The 17,179-nt window shown below is 67.3% G+C and carries 20 protein-coding genes; 11 read left to right on the top strand and 9 right to left on the bottom strand.

Going from position 1 to position 17,179, the window contains the following annotated elements; translation table 11 throughout:
• Positions 1 to 52: 52 nt before the first annotated feature.
• Positions 53 to 403, bottom strand: coding sequence for a septal ring lytic transglycosylase RlpA family protein (locus tag BLT59_RS11830; protein WP_091779684.1), 351 nt, complete (start codon positions 401 to 403; stop codon positions 53 to 55).
• Between the two features lie 585 nt (positions 404 to 988).
• Between BLT59_RS11830 and BLT59_RS11825 the strand changes: the two genes are divergently transcribed.
• Entirely contained in the window at positions 989 to 2,179 is a 1,191-nt protein-coding gene (locus BLT59_RS11825) for a site-specific DNA-methyltransferase (RefSeq protein ID WP_280141050.1), read from the top strand.
• 221 nt (positions 2,180 to 2,400) lie between these two features.
• On the opposite strand, the gene mutY is transcribed toward BLT59_RS11825, so the two are convergent.
• Entirely contained in the window at positions 2,401 to 3,729 is a 1,329-nt protein-coding gene (mutY, locus tag BLT59_RS11820; protein ID WP_091779746.1) for an A/G-specific adenine glycosylase, read from the bottom strand.
• Between the two features lie 133 nt (positions 3,730 to 3,862).
• Between mutY and BLT59_RS11815 the strand changes: the two genes are divergently transcribed.
• The 8 genes from BLT59_RS11815 to BLT59_RS11780 all read left to right on the top strand — a co-directional run bounded on the left by BLT59_RS11815 (position 3,863) and on the right by BLT59_RS11780 (position 9,526).
• Positions 3,863 to 4,360, top strand: a complete 498-nt coding sequence (locus tag BLT59_RS11815; protein WP_091779680.1) for a DUF721 domain-containing protein — start codon at positions 3,863 to 3,865, stop codon at positions 4,358 to 4,360.
• A gap of 89 nt (positions 4,361 to 4,449) precedes the next feature.
• Complete coding sequence (locus BLT59_RS11810) at positions 4,450 to 5,094, top strand: DsbA family protein (protein WP_091779679.1); 645 nt, start codon at positions 4,450 to 4,452, stop codon at positions 5,092 to 5,094.
• Between the two features lie 191 nt (positions 5,095 to 5,285).
• Positions 5,286 to 5,660, top strand: coding sequence for an AtpZ/AtpI family protein (locus tag BLT59_RS11805; RefSeq protein ID WP_091779677.1), 375 nt, complete (start codon positions 5,286 to 5,288; stop codon positions 5,658 to 5,660).
• A 74-nt stretch (positions 5,661 to 5,734) separates the two neighbouring features.
• Positions 5,735 to 6,490 carry a F0F1 ATP synthase subunit A gene (locus tag BLT59_RS11800; protein WP_091779675.1) on the top strand — a complete coding sequence of 252 codons (756 nt, stop codon included), beginning with the start codon at positions 5,735 to 5,737 and terminating at the stop codon, positions 6,488 to 6,490.
• A gap of 75 nt (positions 6,491 to 6,565) precedes the next feature.
• Positions 6,566 to 6,793, top strand: coding sequence for a F0F1 ATP synthase subunit C (locus tag BLT59_RS11795; RefSeq protein ID WP_007566773.1), 228 nt, complete (start codon positions 6,566 to 6,568; stop codon positions 6,791 to 6,793).
• 139 nt (positions 6,794 to 6,932) lie between these two features.
• Positions 6,933 to 7,511, top strand: coding sequence for a F0F1 ATP synthase subunit B family protein (locus tag BLT59_RS11790; RefSeq protein WP_091779673.1), 579 nt, complete (start codon positions 6,933 to 6,935; stop codon positions 7,509 to 7,511).
• Between the two features lie 16 nt (positions 7,512 to 7,527).
• Complete coding sequence (locus tag BLT59_RS11785) at positions 7,528 to 8,013, top strand: F0F1 ATP synthase subunit B family protein (RefSeq protein ID WP_173009225.1); 486 nt, start codon at positions 7,528 to 7,530, stop codon at positions 8,011 to 8,013.
• Positions 8,014 to 8,245: 232 nt separating this feature from the next.
• Complete coding sequence (locus BLT59_RS11780) at positions 8,246 to 9,526, top strand: NAD(P)/FAD-dependent oxidoreductase (protein WP_091779669.1); 1,281 nt, start codon at positions 8,246 to 8,248, stop codon at positions 9,524 to 9,526.
• A 134-nt stretch (positions 9,527 to 9,660) separates the two neighbouring features.
• On the opposite strand, the gene BLT59_RS11775 is transcribed toward BLT59_RS11780, so the two are convergent.
• Both BLT59_RS11775 and BLT59_RS11770 read right to left on the bottom strand, forming a co-directional pair.
• Positions 9,661 to 10,530, bottom strand: coding sequence for a formate/nitrite transporter family protein (locus BLT59_RS11775; RefSeq protein ID WP_091779667.1), 870 nt, complete (start codon positions 10,528 to 10,530; stop codon positions 9,661 to 9,663).
• A gap of 44 nt (positions 10,531 to 10,574) precedes the next feature.
• Positions 10,575 to 11,315, bottom strand: coding sequence for a competence/damage-inducible protein A (locus BLT59_RS11770; protein WP_091779665.1), 741 nt, complete (start codon positions 11,313 to 11,315; stop codon positions 10,575 to 10,577).
• A 77-nt stretch (positions 11,316 to 11,392) separates the two neighbouring features.
• Here BLT59_RS11770 and sfsA point away from each other — a divergent pair, with 77 nt between their 5' ends.
• Positions 11,393 to 12,106, top strand: coding sequence for a DNA/RNA nuclease SfsA (gene sfsA / locus BLT59_RS11765; protein ID WP_091779663.1), 714 nt, complete (start codon positions 11,393 to 11,395; stop codon positions 12,104 to 12,106).
• On the opposite strand, the gene BLT59_RS11760 is transcribed toward sfsA, so the two are convergent.
• The gene (locus tag BLT59_RS11760) at positions 12,093 to 12,935 is read right to left on the bottom strand and encodes an FkbM family methyltransferase (RefSeq protein WP_091779661.1); all 843 of its coding nucleotides are present in this window, start codon (positions 12,933 to 12,935) and stop codon (positions 12,093 to 12,095) included. The two genes, sfsA and BLT59_RS11760, sit on opposite strands and share 14 nt — an antisense overlap.
• A 116-nt stretch (positions 12,936 to 13,051) precedes the next feature.
• Here BLT59_RS11760 and BLT59_RS11755 point away from each other — a divergent pair, with 116 nt between their 5' ends.
• On the top strand, positions 13,052 to 13,816 hold the full coding sequence (locus BLT59_RS11755) for an alpha/beta fold hydrolase (protein WP_091779659.1): 765 nt from the start codon (positions 13,052 to 13,054) through the stop codon (positions 13,814 to 13,816).
• A 4-nt stretch (positions 13,817 to 13,820) separates the two neighbouring features.
• Here BLT59_RS11755 and BLT59_RS11750 read toward each other — a convergent pair whose 3' ends face one another.
• The 4 genes from BLT59_RS11750 to BLT59_RS11730 all read right to left on the bottom strand — a co-directional run bounded on the left by BLT59_RS11750 (position 13,821) and on the right by BLT59_RS11730 (position 17,171).
• Positions 13,821 to 14,582, bottom strand: coding sequence for an ABC transporter permease (locus tag BLT59_RS11750; RefSeq protein WP_091779744.1), 762 nt, complete (start codon positions 14,580 to 14,582; stop codon positions 13,821 to 13,823).
• A gap of 14 nt (positions 14,583 to 14,596) precedes the next feature.
• Entirely contained in the window at positions 14,597 to 15,529 is a 933-nt protein-coding gene (locus BLT59_RS11745; RefSeq protein ID WP_091779657.1) for an ABC transporter ATP-binding protein, read from the bottom strand.
• A 697-nt stretch (positions 15,530 to 16,226) separates the two neighbouring features.
• Entirely contained in the window at positions 16,227 to 16,538 is a 312-nt protein-coding gene (locus BLT59_RS11735; RefSeq protein ID WP_244513948.1) for a hypothetical protein, read from the bottom strand.
• A 300-nt stretch (positions 16,539 to 16,838) separates the two neighbouring features.
• Positions 16,839 to 17,171, bottom strand: a complete 333-nt coding sequence (locus tag BLT59_RS11730) for a hypothetical protein (RefSeq protein ID WP_091779653.1) — start codon at positions 17,169 to 17,171, stop codon at positions 16,839 to 16,841.
• Between the last annotated feature and the right edge of the window lie 8 nt (positions 17,172 to 17,179).

The raw sequence follows: 17,179 nt of genomic DNA, 5'->3' as shown, positions 1-17,179 counted from the left end.
CCTCGCCCTCTCGGGGCAGAGGCCGCTCGGCGCGTGTGCCGCACCTCAGGGATCAGTGCAGGACCTGCAGTGACACGTAGGTGGTGCCGCCCATACCGAGGGCGCGGGCGGAGCCGCGCGACAGATCGATGATGCGGCCGCGCACGAAGGGACCGCGATCGTTGATACGCACGACCACCGCGCGGCCAGTCCGCTGGTTCTCGACGCGGACCCGGGTTCCGAACGGCAGGCTGCGATGGGCTGCGGTCAGTCCGTTGGGGTTGAAACGCTCGCCGTTCGCGGTGCGATGGCCGCTGCCATACCACGAGGCTGCTCCGCTTTGCGCGGCGGCCGGGAGGCTGGTTCCGATGACGGTGGACAGCATTCCAAGTGAGACAACGAGCTTACCGAAACCAAACGACATTCGCGACGCATTCCCTTTGTTGTTATCGGGACGGCGCCAGTCGTTTCAGAAACCGGCCGGAATATGGCAGGCATTTCCAGGCGGTTTCGGTCACATTTTGGCCGATTTTATGCTGGTCACGCTAATTACATAAGCAATTATTTCAGTTTATTTTCGCTCTTGTTGAGGGCGATGCATTGGTGTGTCGTTTTGTGTATTCGCCAAGAACTGTCCACGTCAGCCGGCGGCGCGGCAAAATAGGATCATTTTCTCAAGACCTGCACCGCGTGTAACCCTGCGTCCCGCTGAGGTGGAAGCGGGTTGCGCCAGGCCGGCCATTTGCGACGATGATTGTCATGCGCTGCCGTTTCAAAAGGACAGGCCGCCGCGGCCGCGAAGAGCCGGAAGGACAGAGTGTCATCGCCACGTCCAAGAGACGCGGCGTTCCAGAGTAACAGCTGTTTAATCTGTCGGAGCATTGTCCGGGCGCCCGGTCGGCAAAATTTGCAGCCCCAGAACGGGACGCGTCGCCGCCGAATTCGACAACGTGACCTTTACCCTATCGGAGGCATGGTCTGCCGGTCAGTCGCGTAACCGGTGTTTGCCATGGCTTCCCCGCGTACCGTGGCTGCCGACGCCGTCGCCCGGAAACAGGTCTCGCGTGCCGGGCGGCCCGCGTCGGCGCCACGGATGGGTCTCGTACCCGCCCAACGTTCTCTGCCCCTCGACCAGGTTCTTGTCGGGGACTGCATCGCCGCCATGAACGCCTTGCCGGCGTCGAGCGTCGACTGTGTGTTCGCCGACCCGCCTTACAACCTCCAGCTCGGTGAGGCCGGCCTGCTGCGCCCGGATCAGAGCCGCGTCGATGCCGTCGATGACGACTGGGACAAGTTTGCAACCTTCGAGGCCTACGACGGCTTCACCCGGGACTGGCTCGCGGCCTGTCGCCGCGTGATGAAGCCGAACGCAACCCTCTGGGTGATTGGTTCGTACCACAACATCTTCCGGGTCGGGAGCGCGTTGCAGGATCTCGGTTACTGGATCCTCAACGACATCGTCTGGCGCAAGGCCAACCCGATGCCGAATTTCCGCGGCAAGCGCTTCACCAATGCCCACGAGACCCTGATCTGGGCCTCGCGCTCGGCGGAATCGAAGGGCTACACCTTCCATTACGATGCGCTGAAAGGGGGCAATGAGGACCTCCAGATGCGCTCCGACTGGTTCATCCCCCTCTGCACCGGGGAGGAGCGGCTGAAGGATGCGGACGGGCACAAGGTCCATCCGACCCAGAAGCCCGAGGCCCTGCTGGCTCGGACGCTGCTTGCGGCAACCAATCCCGGCGACGTCGTGCTCGATCCGTTCTTCGGCACAGGTACGACCGGTGCCGTCGCCAAGCGCCTCGGGCGCCGCTTCATCGGCATCGAGCGCGAGACGACCTACGCAGAAGCAGCTCGCGCGCGGATCGCATCCGTCGAAACCCTGTCGAAGGCCGCACTCATGGTGGCGCCGACCAAGCGCGCCGAGCCGCGGGTGCCGTTCCTGTCGGTGATCGAGGCGGGCCATATCCGCCCCGGCGAGATCGTCACCGACGAGCGCCGACGCTTCCGCGCGACGGTGCGCCCGGACGGGCAGCTCGATAACGGCCTCGTCATCGGCTCGATCCACAAGATTGGCGCCCTGGTCCAGGGCTTGCCGGCCTGCAACGGCTGGACCTTCTGGCACGTCGAGCGCGGCGGCAAGCCGGTAGCGATTGACACCTTCCGCGCCGGTCTCCGCCAGGCCATGGCGAACGGCTGAGCCCGTTTCGCTTCGAAGCACTCGACGGCCGCGGCGAAGCCGTCGACAGGCGAAGACGACGAATTTCGTCCCGGCTCCGTCATCTGTGGCCTGCGAATCCGGTTACGGACCCCACAACTGCGCCGGAACCGTCTTGTCGCGCCAGGGACTGAGCCGAAGGCGGCTCTGGATTCCGGGCCTTCGCCTGCGGCGGGGCCCGGAACGACGGCGCGATTGCGTGATCACCGTCTTCGGCCCGGACTCCGGCGCCGCGGAGTGGTCGATGCTGCAGGCGGCTCCTCCTCCCCCTCGAGCAGATCGTCCGTCTCGGGCGGCGGGGGGGGCGGCTTCGGCTGGGGCTTAGGCACGGCGCGCACGCGCGGACGCTGCTCGGGATCCGGCATGGAGACCGGCGGCTCCATCGCCGCGAGAAGCGGCATCGGCGGCGGCTCTTTCTTGGGGCGCCCGCGCGGCTTCTTCTCGGATTCCGGCTTCGGGTCGAAGGCGTGGGCCAGGACCTTCAGCATCAGACCGGGCAGCGGCTCGTCGTCGAGAGCGCTGCGCGGTGTGAAGCGCATGCCGGCTGGCACCGGCGTCGACAGCGCGACGCGGGCCACGAACACTGTCAGCTCCAATGGAAAATGCGTGAAGCCGTGGCGGACGAGCCCCGGGAGCCGTTTCCACCGCGCGTCGAGGGGGGCGTCCAGCAAGGCGGCAGCGCTGTCGTAATCCGGCTCCCAGGCGCTGCCCGGCGGCTCGGCCATGTTGCCGAGGAGCCCCTCGGGGGGGCGCGTCCGCAGCAGCACCGCCTCGTCGCCGCTGCGGATTGCTACGAAGGCCGCGCCGCGGCGGAGAGCACCCTTGGTGACCTTGATCTTGCGCGGGAAGGTCTCCTGGGTTCCGAGCGACCGGGCACGGCAGGGCGGCATCCACGGGCAGAGCGCGCAGGCGGGGCGCTTGGGCGTGCAGATCGTGGCGCCGAGATCCATGAGAGCCTGGGCGAAATCGCCCGGCCTGTCCTCCGGCACCAGGGCTTGCGTCAGGCGTCGGATCTCTGGCCGGCTGCCCGGGAGCGGAGTCTCAACCGCGTAGATCCGGCTCAACACGCGCTCGACATTGCCGTCGACGGCGGCCTCCGGCCGGTCGAATGCGATCGCGGCGATCGCACCGGCCGTGTAGGCGCCGATCCCCGGGAGCTTGCGCAGGCCTTCCGCAGTGTCGGGGAAGTGCCCGCCGGCCGCCGCGACGGCCTTGGCGCAGGCATGGAGATTGCGGGCGCGGGAATAGTAGCCGAGCCCGGCCCAGGCCGACATCACCGCATCCTCGGGAGCCTCGGCCAGGGCGAAGACGTCGGGGAAGCGCGTCAGGAAACGCTCGAAATACGGCCGCACCGCCGCGATGGTCGTCTGCTGCAGCATCACCTCGGACAGCCAGACCCGGTAGGGATCCGCGCGCTCGCCAGCGAGCGCCCGCCACGGCAGCACCCGTCGATGCCGGTCGTACCAGGCGAGCAGGTCGTCGGCGCGCGGTCCGGGACCGGGCTTGGATTCCGTGGCTGTGCGAAGCGGCATGGGCAGGTCGACAGGGGTCGCGCTGCATAGCCGGAGCCCCGCGGCGATCATAGGGCGGCGAAAGCGCCGCCGCGTGCTCCCTTCGTCAACGATCCTGCGCTAACCTTCGCGGATCCACAGGGCCGGAACCAACATGGCGCGCGTCAAACCGCTGGCCGAGCTGATCGAGAGCTGCATCGGGCCGGCCTTCGCGGCGCAGGGCTTCGCCTCGACCGACATCCTGGCCGCTTGGCCGGAGATCGTTGGCGAGCGGCTCGCCCGCTACTGCCGACCCTCGAAGCTCGAATGGCCGAAGCGTCGCCGGAAAGAAACCGGCACACCCGAATCCGGCATGTCTGAATCCGGTACGCTGGTGGTGCGCGTCGAAGGCGTCTTCGCTCTCGAGTTGCAACATCTCGCGCCGGTCGTGATCCAGCGGATCAACGCCCATTACGGCTGGGCTTGCGTCTCCCGGATCGTGCTGCAGCAGGACCGGATCGGGCGCGGCGGGCGAGTGCCGTCCCCCGCCCGTATCGATCCCGCTGCCGCCGTCGAGGTCCAGCGTGCGGTCGCGGGGATCGCCGATGACGGTCTGCGCGCCGCACTCGATCGCCTCGGCACCGCCGCGGTAGCGACACGTCCGGAGCGGTGAACGGTCGATTCGGTCACCTTGCCAGGACGGTCGCGCCCGAGTACCGGCATCGGGACGCCACGACTGATCAATCCGGCGGAGTCTGCCCGATGACGACGCGACGCGACGCTCTCAAGTTCTCCGGCCTCGCCCTCGGCGCCGGCCTCGCCCTGCCTTATCTCGGGTCCCCCGCCCGAGCGCAGAATTCCGATACGGCCGCGCTGTTGCAGCCGGGCCCCCTCGGCGACGTCTGGCTCGGCCCGGCGGACGCCAAGTGCACGATCATCGAATACGCCTCGATGACCTGCTCGCACTGTGCGGCCTTCCATCGGAACACGTGGCCGACCCTCAAGGAACGCTACATCGATACCGGCAAGGTGCGGTTCACCCTGCGCGAATTCCCCCTTGACCCGCTGGCTACCGCGGCCTTCATGCTCGCGCGCTGCCAGGGCGATTCCAAGTATTATCCGATCACCGACCTGCTATTCGACCAGCAGCCGGCCTGGGCCTTCACGCCTAAGCCCGTGGATGCGCTGGAACAGATGCTCCGGCAGGCGGGCTACAACAAGCAAACCTTCGAGGCCTGCCTGAAGGACCAGAAGATCTACAGCGCAGTCAACGCGGTGAAGCAGCGCGGGCTTGACGTCTTCAAGGTGGATTCTACTCCCACCTTCTTCATCAACGGCGAGCGTTACACCGGCGAGATGACCGTCGAGGGCATGGAGAAGGTCATCAAGCCGATCATCGGTGCCTGATAGCGGAGCGAGAGCCTCGTGCGCAGCGCGGGTCCGGCGCGTCGCTCCAGGTTGGAATACCAGATCAAAATCAAACACTTACGGTGTATGGGGTTCGCCTTGACACTCAAGATAGGCGAAACTATGGTGCGCCCCGCTTGCTGGGGGTGTCCAGCCGGTCCCACAGCCTCCCGCCCGATGAGTTTTGAGCCGTGACCGGCGACGATCCGAGGGACGGGAAAGGGACCGAGCAGACGCCGACGGACAGCGAACTCTCCGCGAGGCTCAGACGTCTCGAGACGCAGATCGAACGGAAGCGGCCGCAGGCTGCTCCCGATCCTTCAACGCGCCCTCGGAACGGTGGGCCATCCTCGCTGGGCCAGGCCATGACGATCTCCACGGAGTTCGTCGCGGGCGTGATCGCGGGGGGCATACTCGGCTGGATCGTCGATCATGTCTTCGGGACGAAGCCCTGGGGCCTGATCATCCTGCTGATGCTGGGGTTCGTCGCGGGGGTCTACAACGTGATGCGGGTGTCGGGTTTCACCGGCGCGCGCCCGGGACGGCGCGATCGGCAGGAGCCATAAGGCGCGCCGGTCAGTGGGGAATGTGGGGCGGCCGACACCCGTCGGCGCGCCGGACAAGAAGGGCGGAAGCGGGAATGGCGGTCACGATCGACCCGATCCATCAGTTCGAGCTGAAGCCGCTCGTTTCGCTGGGCCATATCGGCCACCAGCAACTCGCGTTCACGCAGTCGGCCCTCTACATGTTCGCCGCCGTCGGCGTGATCGCACTCATCACCATCGTGGCGACTGCGTCCCGCTCGATCGTTCCGGGCCGCATGCAGTCGCTGGCCGAGATCTTCTACGAATTCATCGCCGACACCGTGCACCAGGCGACGGGCGATGGCGGCAAGCGGTTCATGCCGCTCGTGTTCTCGCTGTTCATGTTCGTGCTCATCCTGAACCTGTTCGGGATGATCCCCTACGCCTTCGCGGTGACCAGCCACCTGATCATTACCTTCGGCCTCGCCGCGCTGGTGATCTCCACCGTGGTGATCTTCGGCGTGATGAAGCACGGCACGCACTTCTTCGGCCTGTTCGTGCCCTCGGGCGTGCCGAAGCCGCTGCTCGCGATTCTGGTGCCGATCGAGGTGATCTCGTTCATCTCGCGCCCGATCAGCCTGTCCGTCCGTCTGTTCGCCAACATGCTGGCCGGCCACATCGCGATGAAGATCTTTGCCTTCTTCGTGGTCCAGCTTCTTCTCGCGGGCGCCTGGAGCGTGCTATCGCCGCTCCCGCTGTTCCTGACGATCGCGCTGACCGCTCTCGAGTTCCTCGTTGCGGCGCTTCAGGCCTACGTCTTCGCGACGCTGACGGCGATCTACCTCAACGACGCCCTTCACCCCGGCCACTAGTCATCAGACCTGGCCGGCTCCACCCGCCGCAAACGTCACTGCACGTTTCGATCTGAAGAGACCTCAGGAGTTACCATGGATCCCGTCGCTGCGAAGTACATCGGCGCCGGCCTCGCTTGCCTCGGCATGGCGGGTGCGGGCATCGGCCTCGGCAACCTGTTCGGTCAGTTCCTCGCCGGCGCCCTTCGCAACCCGTCTGCGGCCGACGGCCAGCGCGCCACCCTCCTCCTGGGCTTCGCCCTCACCGAGGCGCTCGGCATCTTCTCGCTGCTGATCGCGCTGCTGCTGCTCTTCGCCGTCTGATCGGCGCCGGAGGCCGCGGAGCCCGCGGTCTCCACGGGCAATCGCCCGATGAACGGGTGGGCGCTCCCTCGGAGCGTCCGCCTTCGTCCGTCACCGCATCAGCGGTGGCTTCAGCGAACGGTGTCAGTGTAGCGGTCTCATGGCGCAGCCCAATCCCCTCACCACGCCGCCTCCTGGCGCCGACACGCAGGTCGTGCCGGGCCATGCCGAGCATACGGAAGCGCATTCGGGTGCCTTCCCGCCCTTCGAGACCTCAGGCTTCCTGGCGCAGCTGATCTGGCTCGCCCTGGCCTTCGGACTCCTCTACTACCTGATGGACAAGATCGCGCTGCCGCGGATCCAGTCGATCCTGCACGCCCGCGCCGAGCGCCTGCGTGCCGATCTGGATCAGGCGCAAGCGATGAAGGCCGAGGCGGACGCCGCCGGTGTGGCCTTCGAGACCGCTCTCCGGGACGCCCAGGGCAAGGCGCGCGACATCGCGCAGACCACCCGGAACGCCCTGGCTGCCGAAGCCGAGACCAAGCGCAAGGCGCTGGAGGAGGAGCTGAACGCCAAGCTCGCAGCTTCCGAGGCGACCATCCGCACGCGGACCGAGGCCGCCATGGGCAACGTCCGCTCTATCGCAGGCGAGGCCGCGTCGGCGATCGTCGAGCGCCTGACCGGACACGCTCCGGACCGGGCGAGCCTCGACCGCGCCCTCGACGCCACCGCTCACTAGACGGGATCCCACGATGCTGCTCGAAGCCGAATTCTGGGTCGCCGTCGCGTTCGTCATCTTCATGGGCATCGCCTGGAAGGCAGGCGCCTTCTCGACAATGACCAAGGGCCTGGATGGCCGTGCCAACCGCGTCCGCCACGAACTCGACGAAGCCAAGCGCCTGCGCGAGGAGGCGGCCGCCGTGCTCGCAGACTACAAGCGCCGCCGTGCCGAGGCCGAGAAGGAGGCCGAGTCGATTGTCGCCAGCGCCCGCGAGGAGGCCCAACGCGCCGCCGAAGAGGGTCATCGCAAGCTTGACGACTTCCTAGCCCGCCGTACCAAGGCTGCCGAGACCAAGATCGCCCAGGCCGAGGCCCAGGCCGAGGCCCAGGTCCGTGCCGCCGCCGCGGAGGCGGCCGTGAAGGTCTCGGAGACGATCCTGCGCGAGCGGATGCAGGGCGATGCCGCGCAGGGTCTGATCCGCGCGAGCCTCGGGGAAGTCCGGACCCGCATGCGGTCCTGATCTGCAAACAAGATCGCAACGTTCGAGAAAGCCGCCTCCGGGCGGCTTTTTTCATGGCGGGTGGCGCTCGTCGTCGTGCGCAGCACAGCAACCCTGTCGGCGCCATGTTCATCCCTGTCGCGACGGCCAGGATCGCTCGCCTGTGCCGCAATGGCGAAGTGGCCCCGCCTTTTCCACGGCGAACGTCATGGCCCTGACGGGTGTTTGCGACGCGTGGGGATGCGGAGACGTTATGGCAGGCAAGGCACGGATCGTGATTGTCGGCGGCGGCGTCGCGGGCATCGAGCTGGCCACCAGCCTCGGACGGGGCGGTTCGGCGGACGTGATCCTGGCCGATCGCAGTCTGTCGCATATCTGGAAGCCGATGCTCCACACCTTCGCGGCCGGTACCGCTCGGGCCGACCGGCAGAAGGTGAATTTCTTCGCCCAGGCGTGCCGCAACGGCTTCCGCTTCCAGCCCGGCGCCCTCATTGGCATCGACCGGCAGGCCAGACGCGTCCGGCTCGCCGTCGAGGCCGCGGAAGGGCGTCCGGAGGTGGAACGTGCCTACGATCTGCTCGTGCTCGCCATCGGCAGCCGCGCCAATGATTTCGGCACGCCAGGAGTCGCCAAGCATTGCTTGACTATCGACGACCTGACCGAGGCCGAGCACTTTCACGAACGACTCCGCTGCCAGCTGCTGGCGCGGCTCGACGGCGGCGGCCTGCTGGAGATCGCCATCGTTGGCGGCGGAGCCACCGGTGTCGAGCTGGCCGCCGAGCTGAAACATGCCATCAACATGCTCGCGGCCTACGGCTCGCCGGACCTGCCGGGGCGCCTGCGCCTGACGCTGATCGAGAGTGGTCCGCGCCTGCTGCCGGCCTTTCCGGAGAAGGTCTCCCGGGCCGCCGCCCGCATCCTGTCGGATCTCGCGGTCGAGGTCCGAACGGGCGCGATGGTAACGGCGGCGGATGCGGCCGGCTTCGTCCTGAAGGATGGCACCCGCATCTCCGCTGAGTTGAAGGTCTGGGCGGCCGGCGTGAAGGCGCCGGATGTGCTCGCTGGCCTCGACGGTCTGGAGCGCTCGCGGACCGGGCAACTCGTCGTCGGTGCCGACCTGCGCACCACTCGCGACCCCGCTATCATCGCCCTGGGCGACTGCGCCAGTCTCACCGATCCGCGAACCGGCCAGCCCGTACCGGCAACGGCGCAGGCCGCCCGACAGGAGGCTCAGCACCTGTCTCGGCATCTCGGCCGGGCATTGTCCCGCGGCGAGACCCCTGCGACGCAGCTCCCGCCGTTCCGTTATGTCGAGAAGGGCGCCATCGTCTCGCTGGCCGACTTCAACGGTTGGGGCACCCTCGGCCGCTATACGTTCGGCGGGGGGCGCCTGAATGGGCTTTCCGCACGGCTCACGCACGATCTGCTGTACCGGCAGCACCAGATCGGTCTGTACGGTCCGCTGCGCGGGGCGATGACCTGGGTGCTCGACGACCTCGACCACCTGATCAGCCCGCCTGTGCGGCTGGATTGAGCCTGTCTACTGGGAGTCGTCAGGCGAGCGGCGTGTGGCAATCCGGCGGCGCGTCGTTGATTGATGTTGCACCGGCGCGGGCGACTTCGCGGCGCACGTGCCGACCGGGCGAAATCCATCCACATGCGACGGTCTCAATCCGGCCGCTCGCCTTCCACCGCCTTCGTCTCCTCAACCTCCGGGGCGACCTGCCCGTAATTGAGAACTGCCACCAGGGCCACGCCGCCGAAGGTGTTGCCGAGCAATGTCGGGAGAAAGAACGTTAACCCGTAATCGCCCATCGAGGCGGCCCCCGTGACGACCAGGTAGAAGGCCTCGACAGATCCGGCGACGATGTGGGCGAGGCTGCAGAGCGCCACCAGCCACGTCATCAGAAGGATCACGAAGGGCGCTGCGCCGGCGGTCGCGGGCAGGAACCAGACCATCAGGGCGATCATCCATCCGGCGAAGACCGCCTTGATGAACGTCGCCCAGAAGCCGTGCGCGATCGCGTCGTGGCTGATCTCCGCGAAGGCCTTGAGGACCGGCGCCTCGAAGGCGCCGGAATGGGCCAGCAGGGTCGCGATCGCCAGCGTTCCCAGGATGTTTCCCATCAGCACGATCATCCACAGCCGAATGACCCGGAGCGCCGTCTTGACCGAGCGGTCGTGCAGCAGAGGCAGGATCGGCGTGATTGTGTTCTCGGTGAACAGCTGCTGGCGGCCGAGGACGACGACCAGGAACCCGACCGCGTAGCCCATCGAGCTGACGATCTTGGCCCAATCGGTCTCGGGCAGGTGGCTCCGCAATACGCCTGGGACGATCAGCGAGAGGGCGATGCTGAGGCCTGCCGCGAAGGCCGAGAGGAACAGCGCGAGGCCGTGACGGCGGAGTTCTTCGTCGCCTTCGAGCCGGATGACCTCATGCAGAACGTAGGCGTCGGGCCGACCGATCTCCGAGACTTCCTTGCGCAGTTCGTCGCGGCGTGCCTCCGGATCAGCCCGCTTGTCCTTGTCCCGCACCATCCACCAGCCCCGCTACGCAACCCGATCGTTTGGACAGTGACAAGTCAGGCCGAGAGCCGCGCCAGCAGCGCCTCAACGGCGTTGCGCGCCTCGGCGAGCGCGCCGGGATCCCGGCTGCGCACGACGATCCGGTTGCGGAACCCCTCCGGGGTGATCGCCGGATAGGAGCCGATCGAGACGAAGGGCCGCGCCTTCGCGATTTCGCCGAGGCCGCCCGCGTAGGTGCCCTCCGGCAGTCCGGCTGCCTCGATCGTCTCGGAGAGCATCGCTGCGCCGCCCTTCAGCGTCGGGGCGATCGAATCCAGCATTGCCTGCATGATGCTCGGCACGCCGGCCATCACGTGGACATTGCCGATCCGGAAGCCCGGCGCCTTGGACACCGGATTGGCGATCAGGTCGGCCCCGAATGGGATCCGCGCCATGCGCAGGCGGGCCTCGTTGAGATCCTCGGGCTTGTGCCGCTCCAGCAGCATCGCGCGGGCCCGCTCGTCGACGTCGATGCCGACCCCGAAGGCCTCGGCCACGCAATCGGCGGTGATGTCGTCGTGGGTCGGTCCGATGCCGCCCGTGGTGAAGAGGTAGGTGTAGCGGGCGCGCAGCGCGTTGACCGCCTCGACGATCATGGCGGCTTCGTCGGGCACGATCCGGACCTCGCGCAGGTCGATCCCGGCGGCGGTGAGGAAGTCGGCGATCGTGCCGATATTCTTGTCCTTGGTACGACCCGTCAGGATCTCATCGCCGATGACGAGGATCGCGGCGGTCACGGATTCGGCAGGCTGATTCATGGAACTCTGGCGTCGGGCGGATCCTGCAGGCAGATAGCGCGGCCGCAGCCCGCGACTATGTGAACCCCGAGGATCCCATGCAGTTCGCCGCGCCGCTCCTGACGGGTCGGCTCGTGCAGCGTTACAAGCGCTTCCTCGCCGACATCGACACCGATGACGGTCGCGTCACCGTCCACTGCCCCAATCCCGGAGCCATGCTCGGGCTGAACACGCCAGGCGCCCGCGTTCTGCTGTCCCGCTCGACCAACCCGGCCCGGAAGCTGCCGCTCACCTGGGAGCTGGTGGAGGCCGATCTGCCCGGTGGGGTGCAGTGGGTCGGCATCAACACGATGCGGCCGAACGCGCTCCTGGCGGAGGCCTTCCAGGCCGGCGCGATCGCGCCGCTTGTCGGGTACGATGCGCTGAAGCCGGAGGTGCGCTACGCCGAGGCGAGCCGTGTCGATTTCCTGGCGAGCGGCACGGAGGCCGGGCCCTGCCATGTCGAGGTCAAGAACTGCCACCTGATGCGGCGGGCGGGCCTCGCGGAATTTCCCGACTGCAAGGCCGCCCGCAGCGCCCGGCACATGCGCGATCTCGCCCAGGTCGTAGCCGAGGGCGGGCGCGCGCTCGTGGTCATCGTCGTGCAGATGCAAGCCGAGGCCTTCGATGTCGCCCGGGACATCGACCCCGCCTTCGACCGCGCATTTCGGGACGCGCGGGCGGCGGGTGTGGCGGTCCATGCCTACCGATGCGCCGTCGGGCCGGCGGGCGTCACGATCGCCGAGGAGATTCCGGTGGTCACGCCGCCCTGACGGCGCCGCGCTCGAACATCAGGTTCAGCCGGGAGCGCGCGATCTCACGATAGCCGCAGCGCGCCAGATGCTGCGGCAGGTCGAGCTGCCATTGGCCGGTGCCGTTCTCGACCAGCAGGATCCGCGGCAGAAGCGCCTCCGGCGCCTCGCGGAGGAAGGGCTCCAGGATCAGGTCCTCGGCGCCCTCGACGTCGAGCTTGATGGCATCGACCCGGCTGAGGCCCTCGCTGCGCAGGAGTTCGAGGAGCGTCACCGCCGGCACGGTGATCCGCGCCCCCTCATTGGTGCCGACGATGCGCAGGCTCGACTCGCCGCGGTTGCGCGGATCGATGAACAGGGTCAACTCGCCGGCCTTGTCGGCGATCGCGCAGGCGACCGCCTTGACGGTGTGGAACGGGTTCTGGGCGATGTTGTAGGTCAGGCGGTCGAACACGTCGGGCTGCGGCTCGACCGCGACGATCCGCGCGCCCGGTCCGGAAAAGGCAGCCACGCACAGGGCATAAGCGCCGACATTGGCGCCGATGTCGAGGAAGACGCAGTCCTTCGGCAGACGCTTCTCAAGGAGCGCTCGCTCCTCCGGATCGAAGAACTGCGGTGTGAAGAGCACCTTCTTCTCGCAGTTGTTGTTGTAGGGGTGCAGCCGCATCCGCGCACCGTAACGGGTTACGTCGAGGGGTTTGCCCCCGAGCCGTGCGATGGCGATCCGGCGCAGGAACAGCGCGAGGCGCCGTCCGTACCAAGACTCGGCCGGGATCCGGTTCGTGCGGCGTGTGATCGCCGCCACGAGACCGGACGGTTCATAGGTGCCGTAGGGCTGCGTGTCCGTCATGACCGGGGCGGTTTGCCAGTCGGCGCCCCGACCCGCAAGCGGATCGATCCGCGTTGCTCCCGCGCGCCCGGGTGGTCTAAGCCGTGGCCGAGCTTGATGAACACAGGTTGTGCGGCATGGAGTCCTTCAATTCCGACGGCGTGCGGATCGCCTATATCGACGTCCCGCCCGCCGATGGGGCCGGCAAGCCGATCCTGCTGATCCACGGCTTTGCGTCGAACCACGCGGTCAACTGGGTCAACACCCAGTGGGTACGGGCTCTGACCCAGGCCGGCTACCGCGCCATCGCGCTGGACAATCGCGGCCACGGCGAGAGCGAGAAGCTCTACGACCCGGCCGCCTACAGCTCCGAGGCGATGGCCGGTGACGCGATCAGGCTGCTCGACCATCTCGGCATCGCGCGCGCCCACGTCATGGGCTACTCCATGGGTGGGCGGATCACCGCCCATATCGCCCTGGACCACGCGAACCGGGTGCGCTCGGCCCTGATCGGCGGCCTCGGGATGCATCTCGTCGAGGGCAAGGGCCTGCCCTCGGGCATTGCCGAGGCGCTGGAGGCGCCCGCCGGAACGCCGGCGCCCAACCCAACGGCCGCGGCCTTCCGTACCTTCGCCGAGCAGACCCGGAGCGACCTGCGGGCGCTGGCCGCCTGCATGCGCGGCTCGCGCCAGACGCTGAGCCGCGCCGAACTCGCGCAGATCGAGGTGCCGGTGCTGGTCTCGGTCGGGACGCTCGATACGGTGGCTGGCTCCGGCCCGGGATTGGCCGCACTGATCCCGGATGCGCGGGCGCTTGAGATCGAGGGCAAGGACCACTCCACCGCGGTCGGCGCCAAGCCGCATCGGGACGGGGTGCTGTCCTTCCTGGCCGCGCAGCCCTGAGGCGTCAGCTCTTCAGCCGGTATCCGGTCCGGAAGATGTAGGTCACGAGGCCGAGGCAGATCACCAGGAACAGCGCGGTCATGCCGAGGCTGACCGCGATGTTCACATCCGCCTTGCCGAAGAACGCCCAGCGGAAGCCGCTGATCAGGTACACGACCGGGTTGAGCAGGCTGACCGCGTGCCAGAACGGCGGCAGCATGCCGATGGCGTAGAAGCTGCCGCCCAGGAAGGTCAGTGGCGTCACAATGAGGAGCGGCACGAGCTGCAGCTTCTCGAAGCCGTCGGCCCAGAGGCCGATGACGAAGCCGAACAGGCTGAACGTCACCGCCGTGAGCAGCAGGAAGCCGATCATCCAGAACGGGTGGTCGATCCGCAGCGGCACGAACAGGGCCGAGGTCGCCAGGATGATCAGCCCGATCAGGATCGATTTTGAGGCCGCCGCGCCGACGAAGCCCAGCACGACCTCCAGTGGCGAGATCGGCGCCGACAGGATCTCGTAGATCGTGCCGGCGAAGCGCGGGAAGTAGATGCCGAACGAGGCGTTCGAGATGCTCTGCGTCAGAAGTGAGAGCATGATCAGGCCCGGCACGATGAACAGCCCGTAGGGCACGCCGTCAACCGCCGAGACCCGGGAGCCGATCGCCGCGCCGAAGACTACGAAGTACAGGGTGGTCGAGATGACGGGAGCCAGGATGCTCTGTCCGGCCGTGCGCCAGAAGCGGCCCATCTCGAACCGATAGATAGACCGGACCGCCGGCCAGTTCATCGTGAACGCCGCGCTCATGCCTGTACCCTCTCCTCGCGTACGAGGCCCACGAAGATGTCCTCCAGCGAACTCTGCTCGGTGTGGAGGTCGTTGAAGCGGATCCCTGCGGCGGACAGCCCCGTGAGCAGGCCGGTGATGCCGGTGCGCTCGGCGCGGGTGTCGTAGGTGTAGACCAGTTCGCGTCCCTCCCCGGCCAGCGCCAGCTCGTAGTCGGCGAGGTCCGGCGGCACCGCCGCGAGCGGCTGCTGAAGATGCAGAATCAGCTGCTTGCGACCGAGCTTGCGCATCAGCGCGGCCTTCTCCTCCACCAGGATGATCTCGCCCCGGCGGATCACCCCGATGCGGTCGGCCATCTCCTCGGCCTCCTCGATGTAGTGCGTGGTGAGGATGACGGTGACGCCCTGCTGGCGCAGGTCGCGGACGAGGCGCCACATGTCCTGGCGCAGCTCCACATCGACGCCCGCCGTGGGCTCGTCGAGGAACAGAACCCGGGGCTCGTGCGACAGGGCCTTGGCGATCAGCACCCGGCGCTTCATGCCGCCCGACAGGGTCATCAGCCGGCTGTCGCGCTTGTCCCAGAGGGAGAGTGCCCGCAAGATCCGCTCGATATGCCCGGCATCGGGCTTCAGCCCGAACAGCCCGCGGGAGAAGTTCACGGTGTTCAGCACCGTCTCGAAGGCGTCGGTGGTGAGTTCCTGCGGGACGAGGCCGATCACCCGGCGCGCGGCACGATAATCCGCCCCGATATCGTGGCCGTCGACCAGAACGGTCCCCGAACTCGCCGTGACGATGCCGCAGACGATGTTGATCAGCGTCGATTTTCCCGCCCCGTTCGGACCGAGCAGCGCGAAGATCTCTCCACGCTCAACGGCGAGGTCGATGTCCCGCAGGGCGGTGAAGCCGGACGTGTAGGTTTTCGACAGCTTCGAGATGGAGATGATCGGCATCGGGGCCTGGAGCGAGCTGGGCATGCACGGTGCCGGCAGCCGTGAGACCGCCGCCGTGCGCGGTAGCCGACCGTGCGGACCGGCTCCGACAACGGGCGCCCCTATAGCATGCTGTATTCACGGCGCTGACGGATCCCGTGTGTGCCACCGCACCACGGGCACGCCCGCCGCTTACGTGCGACTGTAGCGCTCCACCAGCGCCACGCATTCCTTTCGAAGATCCGCGTCTTCGATGCGCGAGAAGGCCGTGAGCAGAGCGACACATTCCCCCGCGCTCGGACCGCGCCCCCTCGAAGACCCTGCCGGTCTCCGGAAGGTCGAGACCGGCATCCTCAGCGCGTCGGCAATCTGGCGAAGCAGCACTTCCCGCTCATCAGCAGGTTTCGCTCTGCCGTCGAGATCGAATCCCCCCGCGTCCGCCATGATCTCATCGAAACCAATTCGTCAGCCGAGCCAAAACGCGCGGGATGTCCAACATGCGCCGTTCGCGAAGCGCGTGGCTCGACCATTCACACTTTCTCGGCAGGTGCAACCTGCCGTTATGATCCCGCCTTCGGCAAGGCGCTTGACGAACGACGCGTCGGCAGCCGCGAAACAGCGTCATTTGCTGACAGGTGTACGTGTTTCATCTGAGCCAGGTTACGGCCGCGCAGAGATGTGCTTCGGCAATACAATCTTCGGCTTCGCCCTGCCCGCGCTAGGCCGCTCTCCGAAGCGTGATCAGCGTAGCCAGACCGACGAGCGTCACGGCGCCGAGGATCCGGCGCCAGGGATTCACCCCGCGCAGAAGTTCATCGGCCGCCCACCACGCCAACGCTATATCGGCCCCGAGCGTTAGCCAGGAGGCGAGTTCTCCCCGGTCCTGTGCCAACCAACCGGCTAGGCTGAAGCCCGCGAACAGCCAGAGCGGCAGGTTCGGCCATTGCGCGACCGTGATCGCTCCGGTGGTTCGGTCGCGGAACATCCAGTCGACCGCCCGCCGGACTGGCTTGCGCGCGGGTGTAGACATGGCTCGATCCTTCGCGCGTCCCGGAAGGAGCGCGTCGTGGCGCATCTTCGGACCAGAATGAGCCGCTGCCCGGGGATCCTACCTTAACGCATTGGTAACGTTAGTAAACGGAAACGGTCGGTAAATCCCTAACGGATCCTGAAAGGACTCGCGAAAATCCCGCTCATTTGGTGATGATCGGTCATCCGAGCGGCAGCCAATTCGCCGAACAACGAGGATCGATCATGAGCGCCCATCTCGAGGACCTGAAGTTCATGCTGACGCTCAGCGTCGTGGTTCTCTTCGGCAGCGGCCTCGACATCATCCTGCGCTGATTGCGTTGGTGGGAATCGTTCGCGGAGCGGGGCCGCCGCGCACAATGGCACGTTCGAGCGCCGAGCGAGCGGCTGATGGATGCGCGGGCGACCCACTCCCACGACCGGGGGTGAACGGGACGGCGACCGCCCGCGAGGCGCCTTCCGTGAGCCGGCGCGCTCCGACGATGTCGGCAGCCGGGATCAGTCCGGAGCGGAGGAAGCTCCGCAATTCGACGGCCTTTGCCCGCCGCTCCGTCCGCATTTTGAGCACCGCGATCACGAGGCCGACCAACCCGGCCGCCTCCAGGAACGTCGCGACCACATAGCCCGAAGCCATTCGTTTCC

The sequence above is a fragment of the Methylobacterium sp. UNC378MF genome (assembly GCF_900103195.1).
Lineage (GTDB): Bacteria > Pseudomonadota > Alphaproteobacteria > Rhizobiales > Beijerinckiaceae > Methylobacterium.
This window is presented reverse-complemented; position numbering and strand designations above follow the sequence as displayed.